Raw genomic sequence first — 14,223 nt, forward strand, 5'->3', positions numbered from 1 at the left:
AACCCTCTCCCGCACGCCGGCCGCGTCACACGTCCCGGCGGTGGACCGCGATCAGGGCCACCGCCACCGCCCCGAGCGACCAGGCCGCGTACACGGTCCACGCCCCGCCCGCCGTCCACGGATAGTCCACCGGCACCGGCGAGTCCCCCACCTGCGTGAGCCGCCGCCACGCGCCCTGCGGCAGGGCGTGCAGGAACGTCGCGGACCAGCGGCTGCGGTCGTCGACGAGCGCCGGCAGCAGGAGCAGGACACCGGTGACGGTGACGATCGTGGTCGCCGTGTGCCGCAGGAGCGCCCCGAGGCCGAAGCCGGCGAGCGCGCACACGGGGGCGAGCAGCGCGGACGCGGCGACGGCGGCCGGCGCGCCCTCGTAGGTGATCGACATGCCGACGCCCCGGCCGGAGAGGACGGCCTGCGTGGCGGCGAAGGAGACGGCGGCGACGAGGAACCCGTACAGGAGCATGACGCCCGTGAGGACGAGCGTCTTCGCGGCCGTCACGGCGCGCCGGTCGGGTACGGCCGCGAAGGTCGTACGGATCTGGCCGGTGCCGTACTCGCCGACGATCACGAGCGCGCCGATGGAGCCGGTCGCGAGCATGAAGATCATGGCCCCGCCGAGGGTGAAGGCGTCCCGCATCGCCCAGATGGGCACGAACAGGTCGCGGATGCCCTGGGCGTAGTTCGGGTAGTTGCGGTAGTCGGCGAAGGTCGCGTTGAGGTTGACGCCGAGCACGGCGAACGCGCCGACGCCGAAGGCCCAGGGGGTGGAGCGGAGGGACCACAGCTTCATCCACTCGGCGGCGAGGAGATCACGGAAGCGGACGGCGGGCGCGTTCATCGGGCCTCTCCCTCTTTCTTCTTCCGGAACTCGACGCTGTCGGCGGTGAGTTCCATGAACGCGTCCTCCAGGGAGGAGGTGCGGACGGCCAGTTCGGCGAGCGCGGCGCCCGACCGGAAGGCGAGCGCGCCGACGCGGTCCGCGTCCATCCCGGTCACGGTGAACGCCCCGCCCGCACCTCCCGGGGGCCGTACGGTCGCGCCCTCGCGGGCCAGGGCGGCGGCGAGGCCCGCCGCCGCGGCGGGGTCGGCGGTCCGCACGGTCACCCCGCCGCCGGAGCCGCGCGCGGCGAACTCCGCCAGGCTCTCCGCGGCGATCAGCGCGCCGCGGCCGATGACGACGAGGTCGTCGGCGGTGTGCTCCATCTCGCTCATCAGATGGCTGGAGACGAAGACCGTGCGCCCCTCGGCGGCGAGCCGCCGGAACAGGCCGCGCGCCCACAGGACGCCCTCCGGGTCCAGGCCGTTGACCGGCTCGTCGAAGAGCAGGACCGGCGGGTCGCCGAGCAGGGCGGCGGCGATCCCGAGCCGCTGCCGCATGCCGAGGGAGTAGCCGCCGATCCGGCGCCGGGCCGCCTCGGCGAGCCCCACCTCGTCGAGGACCTCGCCGACCCGGCGGCGCGGGAGGCCGTTGGTGCGGGCGAGCGCGGCCAGGTGCCCCTCGGCGGTCCGGCCGCCGTGCACGTCGTGCGCGTCGAGCAGCGCCCCGACGTGCCGCAGCCCCCGGGGCAGGTCCCGGAACCGCAGCCCGTCGACGGTCGCGCTCCCGGAGGTGGGTTCGTTCAGCCCCAGGATCAGCCGCAGGGTCGTGGATTTCCCGGCCCCGTTGGGCCCGAGGAACCCGGTCACCCGCCCGGGCCGGACGGTGAAGCTGAGCCGGTCGACGGCGACGCGACCGCCCCCGTCCGAGGCCGGACCGTCCGAAGCGCGCCGGGCGGAGAGAAAGAGGCGGCGGTGAGGCGGCCGAGGGCGGCCATAACGTTTCGTCAGTTCTCGTACGTCGATCACCCGGCCCACGGTGCCGGGAGGGCGCCCCCGCCGACATCGGCCCGCCGGCCACAAGAGCCCCGGCGGGGTGGCCCGGAGGCGTACGCCCGCGGGCCGATGACCGGCCGCACGCCCCCGCCTACGATCGGCCCATGCCCGCCACCGCCACCGCGACCACCGCCCCTCCGCCCACCGGGCGCGTGTCCGGTGGGGTCGTGCCCGCGGTCCTGGCCTGGTGCACGGCCGCCGCCCACCCCTTCGTCGTCTTCTTCGGCGTGCAGGCCGGGCCGTTCCGCTCGACGGAGCTGCGCCTCGCCCTCACCACCCTCGGCATCGGCATGCTCCTGCCCCTGGCGCGGCGCCGGCCGGAGGCGGCGCTCGGCCTGCTCCTCGTCGGCCTGTTCGCGGCGGCGACCACCCGGCCGGTCCCCGAGGCGACGTACCTCCTCGCCCTCGCCGCCGACGCCGGCGTCGGCCGGCTGACGGCCCGGCGGCCGCTCAAGGTCGCGGTGCCCGCCGCCCTGGCGACGCTCGCCGTGCAGATCGGCGCGGCGACGTACACGACCTCGGGGCAGAACGTCTTCGTCACCACGATCGTCGCGCTCGCCCTCGCGCTCCTCACCGCCGGTCTGCTCGGCCATTCGGTACGCGAGCGGCGCACGCACGCGGCGGAGCTGCGCGCCCGGACGGCTGCGGAGGCCGTCACCGCCGAGCGGCTGCGGATCGCCCGCGAGCTGCACGACGTCATCGCGCACAGCATCGGCGTCATCGCCATCCAGGCGGGCGTCGGCCGCCGGGTCATCGACACCCAGCCCGCCGAGGCCCGCAACGCCCTCGCCACCATCGAGACCACCAGCCGGGAGACCCTCGCGGGGCTGCGCCGCACCCTGGGCGCGCTCCGGGCCCCGGCGAAGGACACCGACGGGCGGGGGCCGGGGGCCACGCCCGCGCCGCGCGATCCCGCGCCGGGCCTCGCCGATCTGGACCGGCTCGTCGCGTCCACGGCGGACGCGGGCGTACGGGTCGAGGTGCGGCGGCTCGGGGACCCGGGACGGTCCCTCCCCCCGGAGGTCGACCTCGCCGCGTACCGGATCGTGCAGGAGTCGCTCACGAACGTCGTGCGCCACGCCTCCACACCCGCCTGCCGGGTGACCGTGGAGCGGAGCGAGGACACGCTGCTCGTCGAGATCACCGACGACGGCGGCCCGGCGAGGCCGTCCGGCCCGCCCGCCGGGGCCGGGTACGGCATCGTCGGCATGCGGGAGCGGGCCGCGCTCCTCGGCGGCCGCTTCACCGCGGGCCCCCGCCCGGGCGGCGGCTTCCACGTGACCGCGGCCCTGCCGCTCCCGACCGACACGGCCCTGTCACTCCCGACCGACACGGCCCGACCGCTTCCGACCGACACCGACCTGTCACTCCCGACCGACGCGGCCCGACCGCTCCCGACCGGCCGCCCGGAAGGAACCCCCGCCCCGTGAACCCTGTGAACCCTGTGAACCCCGTGGACCCCGTGGACCCCGTGGACCCCGTGGAACCCGTGGCCCCCGTGGACCCCTCGACCCAGTCCATCCGCGTCCTCCTCGTCGACGACCAGCCGCTCGTACGGGCGGGCCTGCGCGTCCTGATGGCCGACTCCCCCGACCTCGTGGTCGTCGGCGAGGCGGGCACCGGCACGGACGCCGTCCGGCTCGCCCGCGACCTCCGGCCCGACGTGGTCGTGATGGACGTCCGGATGCCCGGCATGGACGGCATCGAGGCCACCCGGCTCGTCACCGCGGGCCCCGGCGCGCCCCGGGTCCTCGTCCTCACGACCTTCGACGACGACGAGTACGTGTACGGCGCGCTCCGCTCCGGGGCGAGCGGCTTCCTGGTCAAGGACATGGCCCTGGACGACATCCTCGCGGCGCTCCGCGTGGTCGCCGCCGGGGACGCCCTGATCGCGCCGGCCGTCACGCGCCGGCTGATCGAGGAGTTCGCCGCCCGCCCCGAACCGGGCCCGGCGCCCGCCCCGCGCCGCCCCCTCACCGGCGTGACGGCGCGGGAGCGGGAGGTGCTCACCCTCGTCGGCCGCGGCCTGTCCAACGGCGAGATCGCGGTACGGCTCCACATCAGCGCGGCCACCGCCAAGGCGCACGTCGCGCGCCTCCTCGCCAAGCTGGACGCGCGCGACCGGGTGCAGCTCGTCGTCCTCGCGTACGAGACGGGCCTGGTGCCGTGACACCATCGGTCCCGTGCTCGACATCGGCTACTCCCTCTCCCGTCGCTTCCCCGACCCGCCGCAGACCGACTACCGCCGCGCGGACGTCCACACCCTGCGCCACGACCTCTTCTGCGGGGACGTCTATCTCGCCGACACCAAGGCCGACCGCGAGGTGTCCACAGCCTGGGGATGGGTCCCGGTCCTCGACTTCGCCTGGGCCCTGTGCGACATCGTCGAGCAGCTCGACCAGGACCCGCGCGGCAGCCGCGCGGCGCAGCCGCAGTACGCGGAGCTCGACTTCACCGAGTCCTCGGACCGGATGCTCTTCGAGCGCCGCTTCGGCTGGGTCGACGTCGAGGCCGACTGGATGCCGGGCGACGAACCGCCGGTCACCTTCAACCACGCCGAACTGCGCCGCGAGGCCCGCGACTTCCTGCACGACCTGATCGCCGACCTCACCGACATGCACGAGGGCCTCGGCGACAACCCGGCCGTCTGGTCCCTCCAGGCCCGCTTCCCCCGCCTCCCGTAGGACCCCCGCAGAACTCCCTGGCGCCCCGATGTCACAAACGCGCCCCCGCCATCCGTCCCCCACATGAACCGGGAACGGATCGGCACGGGAACGAGGGAGACGGACATGCGCAAGCTCACGATCATCGGGGGCGGCTTCGCGGGACTCACCGCGGCGATCACCGCCGCCGAGGCCGGCGCGAAGGTGACCGTGTACGAGGCGCACCGGACGCCCGGCGGCCGGGCCCGTACCGCCGAAGGCCCGTACCTCATCAACGAAGGCCCGCACGCCCTCTACAACGGCGGCCCGCACTGGACCTGGCTCAAGCAGCGCGGCCTCATCGGCCCTCTCGCCTCGCTGCCGCCCGCCGAGGCCCTCCGCTTCCGCATCCACCGTGACGGCGCCCTGCGCCGCACCCCGCCGCTCGGCCTGCTGCGCCAGGCCCGCCGTACCGCCGCAGAGGCCCCCGTCGACGTCGACTTCCGCACCTGGGTCACCGGTCTCGCGGGCGAGCGCACCGCCCGCGTCGCCGCCGCGTACAGCGCGGTGGCGCTCTTCCACCACGACCCCGGCTCCCTCTCCGCCCGCTTCGTGCAGGAGCGGCTGCACCGGGCCGCCTGCCTGCCGCCCGAGGCGCACTACATCCGGGGCGGCTGGGGCCGGCTGATCGAGCGGATGGTCGCCCGCGCCTGGGAGATGGGCGTACGGATCGAGACCGGGGCCCGCGTCGACACCCTGCCGCTCGGCGAGGGCCCGGTGGTCGTCGCCACCGCCCTGCCCGCCGCCGCCCGGCTCATCGGCGACCCGTCGCTGACCTGGGAGAGCGGCCGTACGGTCCTGTTCGACCTGGCCCTCGGCACCCGGAAGGGCGACCCGTTCGTGGTCTCCGACCTGGACGCGCCCGGCTGGATCGAGCGGTACACGGCACAGGACCCCTCGCTCGCCCCGGCCGGGCAGCAGCTGATCCAGGCACAGCTTCCCATCGGCCCCGACGCGTCCAAGGCGGACGGCGTCGCCCACGCCGAGCGGCTCCTCGACCTCGGCTTCCCCGGCTGGCGCGAGCGGACGGTGTGGCGGCGCGAGGCCGTGTCCCAGGGCCGTACGGGCGCGGTGGACCGGCCCGGCACCACCTGGCGCGACCGGCCGGCCGTCGACCGGGGCGACGGCGTGTACCTGGTGGGCGATCAGGTGGCGGCTCCGGGCGTGCTGGCGGAGGTCTCGTTCACGAGCGCGATCGAGGCGGTGTCGCTGGCCGTCCGCACGGAACTGCTTGACCTCAAGCGTGCTTGAGGTCGGAGGCTCTTCCTGTCACCGCGAAAGCAGCAGTAGGACGACACACGACAGGGGAACCGCCATGCACGCCATCCGCCTCCACGCTTTCGGACCCGCCGAGAACCTCACGTACGAGGAGACGACCGACCCCGTGCCGGCCCCCGACCAGGTCCGCATCCGCGTCGCGGCCGCCGGCGTGCACCTCCTGGACACCGCGCTGCGCCTCGGCCACACCGGCCCGTTCCCGGCCCCCGCCGAACTGCCCACGATCCCGGGCCGCGAGGTCGCCGGCACCGTCGACGCGCTCGGCGAGGGCGCCGACCCGTCCTGGCTCGGCAAGCGGGTCGTCGCCCACCTCGGCATGGCACCCGGCGGGTACGCGGAGTTCGCCGTCGCCGACGCCGCCCGCCTGCACGCCCTGCCCGAGCACCTCGGGGAGGCCGAGGCCGTCGCGATGATCGGCACCGGCCGCACGACCCTGGGCATCCTGCAGTTCACCGAGCTCGGCCCCGACTCGATCGCGATCGTCCCGGCCGCCGCGGGCGGCATCGGCACCCTGCTCGTCCAGTACGCGAAGAACGCCGGCGCGACCGTCATCGGCCTCGCCGGCGGCCCCGCGAAGGTCGCGCTCGTCGAGGCGAACGGCGCCGACCTCGCCGTCGACTACAAGCAGCCGGACTGGCCGGAGAAGGTCCGCGCCCACCTCGGCGAGCGCTCCGCGACCGTCGTCTTCGACTCGGTCGGCGGCGAGACCGGCCGCGCCGCAGTCGACCTCCTCGGCAAGGGCGGGCAGCACGTCGTGTTCGGCTGGTCCAGTGCGGGCCTGCACGACGGCGAGCCGCTGACGTTCACGCCGGAGGAACTCGCGGCGCGGGGCATCACCTCGGAGTCCGTCCTCGGCCCCGTCATGATCCGGAAGGCGGGCGGCGACGTCCGGAACCTCGAACTCGCCGCCCTCGCCGCCGCGACCGACGGCACGCTCCGCCCGGCGGTCCACCGCTTCCCCCTGGCGGACGCGGCGGGGGCCCATCGCGCCCTGGAGAACCGGGGCACGACGGGCAAGGTGGTCCTGATCCCGTAGAAGGTCCTCAGGTCCGGGGAGGACTCGGCGAGGGCCCGGGGAGGACTCGGCGAGGGCCCGGGGAGGACTCGGAAAAGGCCCGGGAGGACTCGGCGAAGGCCCGGGGAGGGCTCAGACGCCGATGACGTCCCAGGAGTGCGCCTTGAACTCCTTCTGGAAGTCGGCGTGGTCCTCCCACATCCGGGCGGCGGAGCGCAGCACGTCCCAGTTGTGCTCAAGGGCCTGGTCGACCACGGGCCGCAGCTCCGGCGCCGACTCCCGCTTCTCCACGAGCCCCTTGACCGCCGACGCGGCCTGCACCGTGTAGCGCAGGGCGCGCAGGGCCCGGGACGTGTCGTCCATCCCGAAGCCGTGGTCCTTCCCGTTGGCGGGGTCGAAGAGGGGCGTCAGACGCGCCTCGATGAAGTCGGTGATCCGCTGAAACCGCTGCTCGATATCCATGGCTCTTTCCTACAACACTTCCCGGACGGCCCCGGACCCGCCGCCGAGCTCGGCCAGCGCCCCGTCCGTGAGGCGGTAGACCGTCCACTCGTCCTGCGGGCGGGCGCCCAGGGACTCGTAGAAGTCGATCGACGGCTTGTTCCAGTTCAGTACGGACCACTCCAGGCGCTCGTAGCCGCGGTCCACGCAGATCCGGGCCAGCTCGCTCAGGAGGGCCTTGCCGTGGCCGCCGCCCCGCGCCTCGGGACGGACGTACAGGTCCTCCAGGTAGATGCCGTGGACTCCGCGCCAGGTCGAGAAGTTGAGGAACCAGAGCGCGAAGCCGACGACCTCGCCGGACTCGGTCTCCGCGATGTGGGCGAAGGCGGCGGGGCGGTCGCCGAAGAGGGCCTCGTGGAGCTGCTCCGGGGTCGTACGGACCTCGTGGAGGGCCTTCTCGTACTCCGCGAGGTCGCGGATCATGGCGAAGACGACGGGGACATCGGCAGGGGTGGCGGTACGGATCATGGGGCCAGCCTGCCCCGGATCACGCCCTCCTGGCCAACAGGATTCGCGCGAGCGCGACCTGCTCGGCGTCCAGCGCCGGCTCTCCGTCCTCGACGTCCCAGAGTCCGTTCTGCAGGACCCGGCCGAGCGTCCACGCCACCGCACGCCGCCGGTCGCCGACGACCTCGGCGAGGAGGTCGAACCGCCACAGTAGCTCGTCGGGGTCGGGGTCGAAGCGGTCCGTCAGCGCGGGCAGCAGGTCGAAGCCGGGGTCCCCGGCGAGCGGCTTGGGGTCGATGGCCAGCCAGGGCTCCCGCTCCGCCGCGAGCACGTTGTTCAGGTGCAGGTCCCAGTGGAGCAGCCGGTCACCGGGCTCGCCCGCCACCTCCCGTACGGCCGCGGCGCAGTCCCGCAGGACGGCCGCGTCCGCAGCGGAGAGCCGGGCGGCCGCCTCCGGTACGTCCGCCAGCATCGCGGCGGCGATGTCGCCGAGGGTCCGCAGTCCCGGGGGCGCCGGGACCGCCACGAGCCGGGCGAGCAGCCCCGCCACGATCCGCAGGGCCTCCCGGGTGTCCGCGACCGAGGACAGCGGCCGGGCGGCGTCGAGCCACTCCAGGAGCATGGTCCCGGTCCCGGCGTCGTGCTCGACCAGCCGCACCGCACCGGCCCCGTCCCACACCCGCAGCCCGACGGGCTCCCCCTCGGACTCGTCGTCGAGGAGCTGCATCTTCAGCGCGGCACGGCCGCCGTCCGCGACCCGCTCCACGGGCAGCACGAGCGAGGCGACCCCGTACATCGAGGGCCCGGTGACCCGCAGCCCCCACCGGCCGAGGAACTCCTCGGCCAGCACGGGCAGCCCGGCGACGAACGCCCGCCCCGCCTCTCCGTTGTACTTGGCCTGCGACCGCGCGAGTTCCTCGGGTACGTGAATCACGCACCCGACCTTAGACACCGGCGTCGCGCAGCGCCTTCGAGAATGCGGCGGCGTCGTACAGCGCGTCCCCGCCGGGCAGCGCGGTCCCGTCGACGAGCACGGTGGGCGTACCGCCGACGCCGGAGGCCTCGAAGGCCTTCTGCGAGTCGGCGACCCACGACCGGTACGACTCGTCCCGCACGGCCCGGTCGAAGGAGGGCGACCGCAACCCCTCGACCTGATCGGCGATCCGCAGGAGATGGTCGACGGAGAACCCGCCCTCGGCACCCCCGGAGGGCTGGGAGGCGAACAAGGCAGCCTGATACTCGGCAAACTTCCCACCCTCGACCCCGTCCCCGGCATCCCCGCCATCCCCGGCGTCCACGCCATCCCCGGCGTCCACGGCGGCGCGCAGGGCGTTGGCCGCACGAGCGGAGGCGGTCCCGCCGGTCCGGGCGTCGAGGAAGGAGGCGACGACGTACTCGACGCGCAGGTTCCCCGCGGCGGCCTCGTCGGCGAGAACCGTCCCGGCACTCGCCTCGAACTTCGCGCAGTAGCTGCACCGGGGATCGACGTACACGGTGACGGTATGGGGAGCGGCCGGCCGGCCGACGACGATCTTCGCACCGTCCACGGCCGCGGGAAGCGTGGCGAGCACCTCGGCGTGCTCGCCGGGAGCGGCGGTCACGGCCGCCGCGACGGGCGTGCGCGCCTCCGAACACCCCACCGCCACAAGCCCGATGAGGCCGACGGCGACAGCGGCGGCGACAGCGCGCCGGGTCCTGCGGACGACCATGGGAAAGCCCTTCCGGAGCAACGAAATCCGCACGGATGCGACGCGGAGTACGCACCGGATCCACTCCCCCGAACCTAGGCCGGGCACGGCCCGGAAACCGCCGCCACAAGACCCGTATCCACAGGCCCAAGGCCCCGGGTAACGTCCCGCCCACGCACCCGGCAGACGGACTGAGGAACGACACATGAGTACGGTCAACGGCGGCATCTCGTTCTGGTACGGGCAGGAGGGCGCCCCCGAGCCCCGCGAACCGCTCCCCGGCGACACCACGGCCGACGTCTGCATCGTCGGCGGCGGCTACACCGGCCTGTGGACCGCCTACTACCTCAAGAAGGCCGTCCCCTTCCTCAACATCACCGTCCTCGAAGCCAAGTTCTGCGGCTACGGCGCCTCCGGGCGCAACGGCGGCTGGCTCTACAACGGCATCGCCGGGCGCGCCCGCTACGCCAAGCTCCACGGCCACGAGGCGGCCGTCCGCCTCCAGCAGGCCATGAACGCCACCGTCGAGGAGGTCCTCGACGTCTGCGAGACGGAGAAGATCGAAGCGGACCAGCACCGCGGCGGCGTCCTCGAAGTGGCGCTGTCCCCGGCCCAGCTGTCCCGCCTGAAGGAGTTCCACTCCACCGAGCTCGGCTTCGGCGAAACGGACCGCGAGCTGTACGGCGCCCGCGCGACGGCCGCACGGATCCGCGTCACCGGAGCCGTCGGCTCGTCGTGGACACCGCACGGCGCCCGCCTCCACCCGGTGAAGCTGGTCAAGGGCCTCGCGGCGGCCGTAGAGGCCCTCGGCGTCACGATCCACGAGTCGACCCCGGTCACGGAGATCAAGCCGAAGCACGCGATCACCCCGTACGGCACGGTCCGCGCCCCGTACGTCCTGCGCTGCACCGAGGGCTTCACGGCCTCCCTCGCGGGCCAGCGCCGCACCTGGCTCCCGATGAACTCCTCGATGATCGCGACCGAGCCGCTCACCGACGCCCAGTGGGAGTCCATCGGCTGGGAGGGCCGCGAGACCCTCGGCGACATGGCGCACGCCTACATGTACGCGCAGCGCACGGCGGACGGCCGCATCGCGCTGGGCGGCCGGGGCGTCCCGTACCGCTACGCCTCGAAGACCGACAACGACGGCCGCACCCAGCCCCAGACGATCGAGGCCCTCCGCGAGATCCTCGTCCGCTTCTTCCCGCAGCTCGCCGGCGTCGGCATCGACCACGCCTGGTCCGGAGTCCTGGGCGTCCCCCGCGACTGGTGCGCCACGGTCACCCTCGACCGCTCGACGGGCCTGGGCTGGGCGGGAGGCTACGTCGGCTCCGGCGTCGCCACCGCCAACCTGGCGGCCCGCACCCTCCGCGACCTGATCCAGCAGGACTCGGGCCAGTCGGGCCCCACGGACCTCACCGCACTGCCCTGGGTGAACCACAAGGTCCGCAAGTGGGAACCGGAGCCGCTGCGCTGGCTCGCGGTCCAGACGATGTACGCGGCCTTCCGGGGCGCGGACCGCCGCGAACTCACGGGCCACAGCGCGGAGACGGACAGGGTGGCGACGCTGGCGGACAAGGTGGCGGGCCGGCACTGAGGGCGGACGGCCCGGACGGCGACAAACCGCCCGGGCCGCCAACAGCCCCACTCACTCCACTTCGATACCGAAGTCCCCGACCAGCTCCTCAAGGCCGCCCCGGTACCCCTTCCCGCCGAGGACGAAGTCCCAGTTGCCGCCGGAGCGCCGCCGGAACGATCCGAGGACGAGCGCCGTCTCCCCGGGCCGGCCGTCGGACACCTCAAGGCGGTCGAGCTCGACCCCGGAGTCGTCCCGCAGCCGGATCCCGGCGTCGGCGAACCCGCCGAGATCGGCGTCGGGGTTCACCTCGGGATCCACAGCGGCGACCAGCACGAGCCGGTCGGCTCGGGTGGGCAGCGCGTCGAAACCGACGCGTACGGCCGCCCGGTCGCCGGGGGCGGCGGCGACCATCGCGACGGAACCGTCGGGCGTGGCCGGGTTGTTGAAGAAGACGAACCATTCGTCGCCGAGTACGCGGTTGCCGGCACACACCAGGGCGCACACGTCGAGGCCGACGGACCCGGACCACACCATGCCGAGCAGATTGAAGTCGTCGTCGGCCTCGGCGGTAGCGCTCCCCACAGGCCCGTCGGAGACGGGCGGCGGCGCGACCTCCCCCGACCCCAACCGCCCCCGCAACCCGTGCTGATGAAGCAGATCGACGAGCTCGGTCCCGGAGATCAGCGTCAACGGCTTGCCGTTGGCGAAGGCGTAGGACCCGGGCCCGAACTTCGAGGTCGTGACGAGGACGCCCTTGTTGGCGCCGGCGTCCTGCACGGTCCCGTACAGGTCGCGCACGGCGGTCGGCGGGACGGTGTTCCGGTACCGCTTGACCTGCACGACGATCGAGCCGCCGCTGATCGGATCGGAATCCAGCGCCTCGACGTCCACGCCGCCGTCGTTGGAGCGGCGCGTGGTGACGGCCTGGAGCCCGCGGGCGCGGAACAGCTCGGCGACGAGCCCCTCGAAGGCGATGGGATCCATCGCCAGCAGGTCGGGTTCCTCCCCGTCGCCCTGCACGACGACGTCGGACCCGACCTGGTCCGGCGTGCGCAGCGGGGCGACGGCGACCCGCTCCTCGGGCTTGGTGGACAGCCGCCCGGCGAGGGCCCCGGTCAGACACTCCACGGCCCCGACGAGCTGCAGGTTCAGCCGGTCGAAGTCCTGCCGCCGCACGACGACGGACGCGACGCAGACGCGCCCGGCAAGCCCGGTGGCGGGATCGACACCGCCCACGTACCCGTTGAGGGCGACGCTCTCCAGCACCCCGCCGACATCGGCGGAGAACAACTCCCGCACGGCGAGCAGGACGCTCTGCGCGAGCACGTCCCGATAGAGGGCGCGCCGCTGCGTCACAGGCCGGGGCACTTCCTTCTCCTGGTCGGTGCTCGGCAGGTACTTGACGCCCTTGGCGGCCGGCACGACCTCGTACCCGGGCAGGTCCCAATCGAGAACGAACGTCCGGCCCGCGCGGTCGTAGGCGGCGGCCACCTCGCGAGGGAAGCCCTCCGGCCAGGAGGTGGAGGCAAAGAGCACGGCGGAGAAGAAGTCGACGACGGTGGAGGGCTCACCGGCCCTCAAGGCGTCAGCGGTCCCGGCAATCCCGTCGTTGTGCCGCCGGATCTCCTCGATCCGCCCCGCAGCCCAGGATTCGTACTCCCGCCGATAGGCGGCGAGTTGCTCAAGCCGCCGAGCCTCGGCGGCCTGCGCCGCGTACCAGTCCCGCTCGAACCGCGCCCGCCCGCCGCGCTCCTGGTAGTACCGCTGGTCCGGCATGGCGACGGGCACACCCAACGCACCCGGGGCGAAAGGCTCGATGTCCTCGCTCCGCCGCAACCCCGCCACGTCGAAGGCGGGAGCCCGGCACCCCAGGACGAGCAGCCCCTGAAGCTGAGCGACCCGCGCGTCCAGCTCATGGGTCCGCCGCAGGGCGTCCTCGTCCCGATGCCGCCGATAGGCGGCCCGCTGCTCCTTCTGCATCCGGGCGACATCCCGCTCGTGCGCCCGCTGCGCCCCCTCCGCCTCTCTCCGCTGCCGCAGCACCGCCTGCTGCTGCCCTTCCCGCTCCCTCTGCGCAATCCGCTGCTGCTCGGCCCAGATCCCGATCAGCCCACCGGAACGCCGCCCCATCCGCACCCCTCCCCGAACGCCACCAGTACGCCCCCCGTAACGCACAAGTGTCCCGGACGACGCCGGCCGGGCGACACGGAAACGACAACACCCCGCAGGCGCAGAGCCTCGCGAACACCTGCCTCAGGGTCTGCCGAGGCCGTGACGTCGGCGAAGCTCGCCGAGCCTCGATCAACATCGGTGGGAGGTCTTCGCATCACCCCTGGCGCCTCCTGCCAGGACGGCGCTCTCTGTCGTAGGCGCCTGACAGGATCGCGCACGTGACAGCCATCGAAGATCTCGTTCCCCGCGTAGCGGCGAAGGCCAAGGCCGCTACTACGGACTTGCCTCCCACCGCCGGCGCTGAGGAAGTGGCCAGGGCAGAGACAGTTCTCGGCTTCGCACTCCCGCCCCTGCTGGCGAGCCTGTATCGGGAGGTGGCCAACGGTGGCTACGGCCCCGATTACCAGCTTCTTCCGCTGGTGGGGCCAGGGCGTACGGCACTGAGCGAGTACCAGTCCGAACGATCCGCCTCAGCCGAGGGAGAGACGCCGTACTGGCCGGCAGGCGTGCTGCCGATCCTCGACTGGGGCTGTGGCATGTACGCCGCGGTGGACTGTCTCAGCGAGACCGCCACGGTCCTCCTCTTCGAGCCGAACGCCATGACGGACGACGGAGCCGCCGCCTGGTTCGTCGACGCCGGGAGCCTGGCCGAGTGGCTCGAAACCTGGCTTGCCGGAACAGGGTGGTACCGCGAAGACGCCGATGAGTACGAAGACGTGGCAGAGCCGACCCCATGGGAAATGGCCGCCTCCCGGATCGCGGAGTGAGTGAACGAACCGCGGCCGACCGTCGCCGTCGATGTCACCCGTAGATGCCAAAGACCCCCAACCAAGATCGGTTGGGGGTCTTCGCGTTTCCTACCTGGAGCCCCCTGTCGGGTTCGAACCGACGACCCCCGCTTTACAAGAGCGGTGCTCTGGCCAGCTGAGCTAAGGAGGCAGCGAGTGCAGTGTAACCAACCGCGCCCGG

14 protein-coding genes and 1 tRNA gene are annotated in these 14,223 nt (G+C 73.6%); 7 read left to right on the plus strand and 8 right to left on the minus strand.

Going from position 1 to position 14,223, the window contains the following annotated elements; all coding sequences use genetic code 11:
* Positions 1-25 precede the first annotated feature (25 nt).
* Both ASC82_RS24880 and ASC82_RS24885 read right to left on the minus strand, forming a co-directional pair.
* Positions 26-838 carry an ABC transporter permease gene (locus ASC82_RS24880; protein WP_056652148.1) on the minus strand — a complete coding sequence of 271 codons (813 nt, stop codon included), beginning with the start codon at positions 836-838 and terminating at the stop codon, positions 26-28.
* Positions 835-1,899, minus strand: coding sequence for an ATP-binding cassette domain-containing protein (locus ASC82_RS24885; protein ID WP_056652152.1), 1,065 nt, complete (start codon positions 1,897-1,899; stop codon positions 835-837). The genes ASC82_RS24880 and ASC82_RS24885 overlap by 4 nt, the downstream gene beginning before the upstream one ends.
* A gap of 77 nt (positions 1,900-1,976) precedes the next feature.
* Between ASC82_RS24885 and ASC82_RS24890 the strand changes: the two genes are divergently transcribed.
* The 5 genes from ASC82_RS24890 (at position 1,977) to ASC82_RS24910 (ending at position 6,888) form a co-directional block, all read left to right on the plus strand.
* A complete protein-coding gene (locus tag ASC82_RS24890; protein WP_079039454.1) occupies positions 1,977-3,302 on the plus strand; it encodes a sensor histidine kinase in 1,326 nt (441 codons plus the stop codon).
* A gap of 68 nt (positions 3,303-3,370) precedes the next feature.
* Positions 3,371-4,042 carry a response regulator transcription factor gene (locus ASC82_RS24895; RefSeq protein ID WP_056652544.1) on the plus strand — a complete coding sequence of 224 codons (672 nt, stop codon included), beginning with the start codon at positions 3,371-3,373 and terminating at the stop codon, positions 4,040-4,042.
* Positions 4,043-4,055: 13 nt separating this feature from the next.
* A complete protein-coding gene (locus ASC82_RS24900) occupies positions 4,056-4,556 on the plus strand; it encodes a hypothetical protein (RefSeq protein ID WP_024760505.1) in 501 nt (166 codons plus the stop codon).
* Positions 4,557-4,661: 105 nt separating this feature from the next.
* Positions 4,662-5,825: an NAD(P)-binding protein gene (locus ASC82_RS24905; RefSeq protein ID WP_056652155.1), complete on the plus strand. Its 1,164-nt coding sequence runs from the start codon at positions 4,662-4,664 to the stop codon at positions 5,823-5,825.
* 64 nt (positions 5,826-5,889) lie between these two features.
* Positions 5,890-6,888 carry a zinc-binding dehydrogenase gene (locus ASC82_RS24910; protein WP_056652157.1) on the plus strand — a complete coding sequence of 333 codons (999 nt, stop codon included), beginning with the start codon at positions 5,890-5,892 and terminating at the stop codon, positions 6,886-6,888.
* A 111-nt stretch (positions 6,889-6,999) separates the two neighbouring features.
* Here the strand turns inward: ASC82_RS24910 and ASC82_RS24915 are convergent, their stop codons facing one another.
* From ASC82_RS24915 to ASC82_RS24930, 4 genes are read right to left on the minus strand one after another with little or no spacing between them, the layout of a single operon-like run.
* Entirely contained in the window at positions 7,000-7,329 is a 330-nt protein-coding gene (locus tag ASC82_RS24915) for a hypothetical protein (RefSeq protein ID WP_056652160.1), read from the minus strand.
* Between the two features lie 9 nt (positions 7,330-7,338).
* Positions 7,339-7,836 (minus strand): GNAT family N-acetyltransferase, encoded by a 498-nt coding sequence (locus tag ASC82_RS24920; RefSeq protein WP_056652162.1) that lies wholly within the window; start codon positions 7,834-7,836, stop codon positions 7,339-7,341.
* Between the two features lie 19 nt (positions 7,837-7,855).
* Entirely contained in the window at positions 7,856-8,749 is an 894-nt protein-coding gene (locus ASC82_RS24925) for an aminoglycoside phosphotransferase family protein (protein ID WP_056652164.1), read from the minus strand.
* A gap of 10 nt (positions 8,750-8,759) precedes the next feature.
* Complete coding sequence (locus tag ASC82_RS24930) at positions 8,760-9,524, minus strand: thioredoxin domain-containing protein (protein WP_056652167.1); 765 nt, start codon at positions 9,522-9,524, stop codon at positions 8,760-8,762.
* Positions 9,525-9,708: 184 nt separating this feature from the next.
* Between ASC82_RS24930 and ASC82_RS24935 the strand changes: the two genes are divergently transcribed.
* On the plus strand, positions 9,709-11,100 hold the full coding sequence (locus ASC82_RS24935; RefSeq protein WP_056652169.1) for an FAD-dependent oxidoreductase: 1,392 nt from the start codon (positions 9,709-9,711) through the stop codon (positions 11,098-11,100).
* 51 nt (positions 11,101-11,151) lie between these two features.
* Here the strand turns inward: ASC82_RS24935 and ASC82_RS24940 are convergent, their stop codons facing one another.
* Positions 11,152-13,212, minus strand: coding sequence for a restriction endonuclease (locus ASC82_RS24940; protein WP_056652172.1), 2,061 nt, complete (start codon positions 13,210-13,212; stop codon positions 11,152-11,154).
* Between the two features lie 260 nt (positions 13,213-13,472).
* On the opposite strand from ASC82_RS24940, the gene ASC82_RS24945 reads away from it, so the two are divergent.
* A complete protein-coding gene (locus ASC82_RS24945) occupies positions 13,473-14,021 on the plus strand; it encodes an SMI1/KNR4 family protein (protein ID WP_056652176.1) in 549 nt (182 codons plus the stop codon).
* 95 nt (positions 14,022-14,116) lie between these two features.
* Here ASC82_RS24945 and ASC82_RS24950 read toward each other — a convergent pair.
* A tRNA-Thr gene (locus tag ASC82_RS24950) sits at positions 14,117-14,193 on the minus strand.
* Positions 14,194-14,223 lie beyond the last annotated feature (30 nt).

Source organism: Streptomyces sp. Root431 (genome assembly GCF_001426585.1).
GTDB classification, from domain to species: Bacteria; Actinomycetota; Actinomycetes; order Streptomycetales; family Streptomycetaceae; genus Streptomyces; species Streptomyces stackebrandtii.

Excerpts from the sequence above, each read along its gene's own strand:
- ASC82_RS24880 (WP_056652148.1), bottom strand. The coding sequence starts at position 838 with ATGAACGCGCCCGCCGTCCGCTTCCGTGATCTCCTCGCCGCCGAGTGG.
- ASC82_RS24890 (WP_079039454.1), top strand. The coding sequence starts at position 1,977 with ATGCCCGCCACCGCCACCGCGACCACCGCCCCTCCGCCCACCGGGCGC.
- ASC82_RS24905 (WP_056652155.1), top strand. The coding sequence starts at position 4,662 with ATGCGCAAGCTCACGATCATCGGGGGCGGCTTCGCGGGACTCACCGCG.
- ASC82_RS24910 (WP_056652157.1), top strand. The coding sequence starts at position 5,890 with ATGCACGCCATCCGCCTCCACGCTTTCGGACCCGCCGAGAACCTCACG.
- ASC82_RS24915 (WP_056652160.1), bottom strand. The coding sequence starts at position 7,329 with ATGGATATCGAGCAGCGGTTTCAGCGGATCACCGACTTCATCGAGGCG.
- ASC82_RS24920 (WP_056652162.1), bottom strand. The coding sequence starts at position 7,836 with ATGATCCGTACCGCCACCCCTGCCGATGTCCCCGTCGTCTTCGCCATG.
- ASC82_RS24930 (WP_056652167.1), bottom strand. The coding sequence starts at position 9,524 with ATGGTCGTCCGCAGGACCCGGCGCGCTGTCGCCGCCGCTGTCGCCGTC.
- ASC82_RS24935 (WP_056652169.1), top strand. The coding sequence starts at position 9,709 with ATGAGTACGGTCAACGGCGGCATCTCGTTCTGGTACGGGCAGGAGGGC.
- ASC82_RS24940 (WP_056652172.1), bottom strand. The coding sequence starts at position 13,212 with ATGGGGCGGCGTTCCGGTGGGCTGATCGGGATCTGGGCCGAGCAGCAG.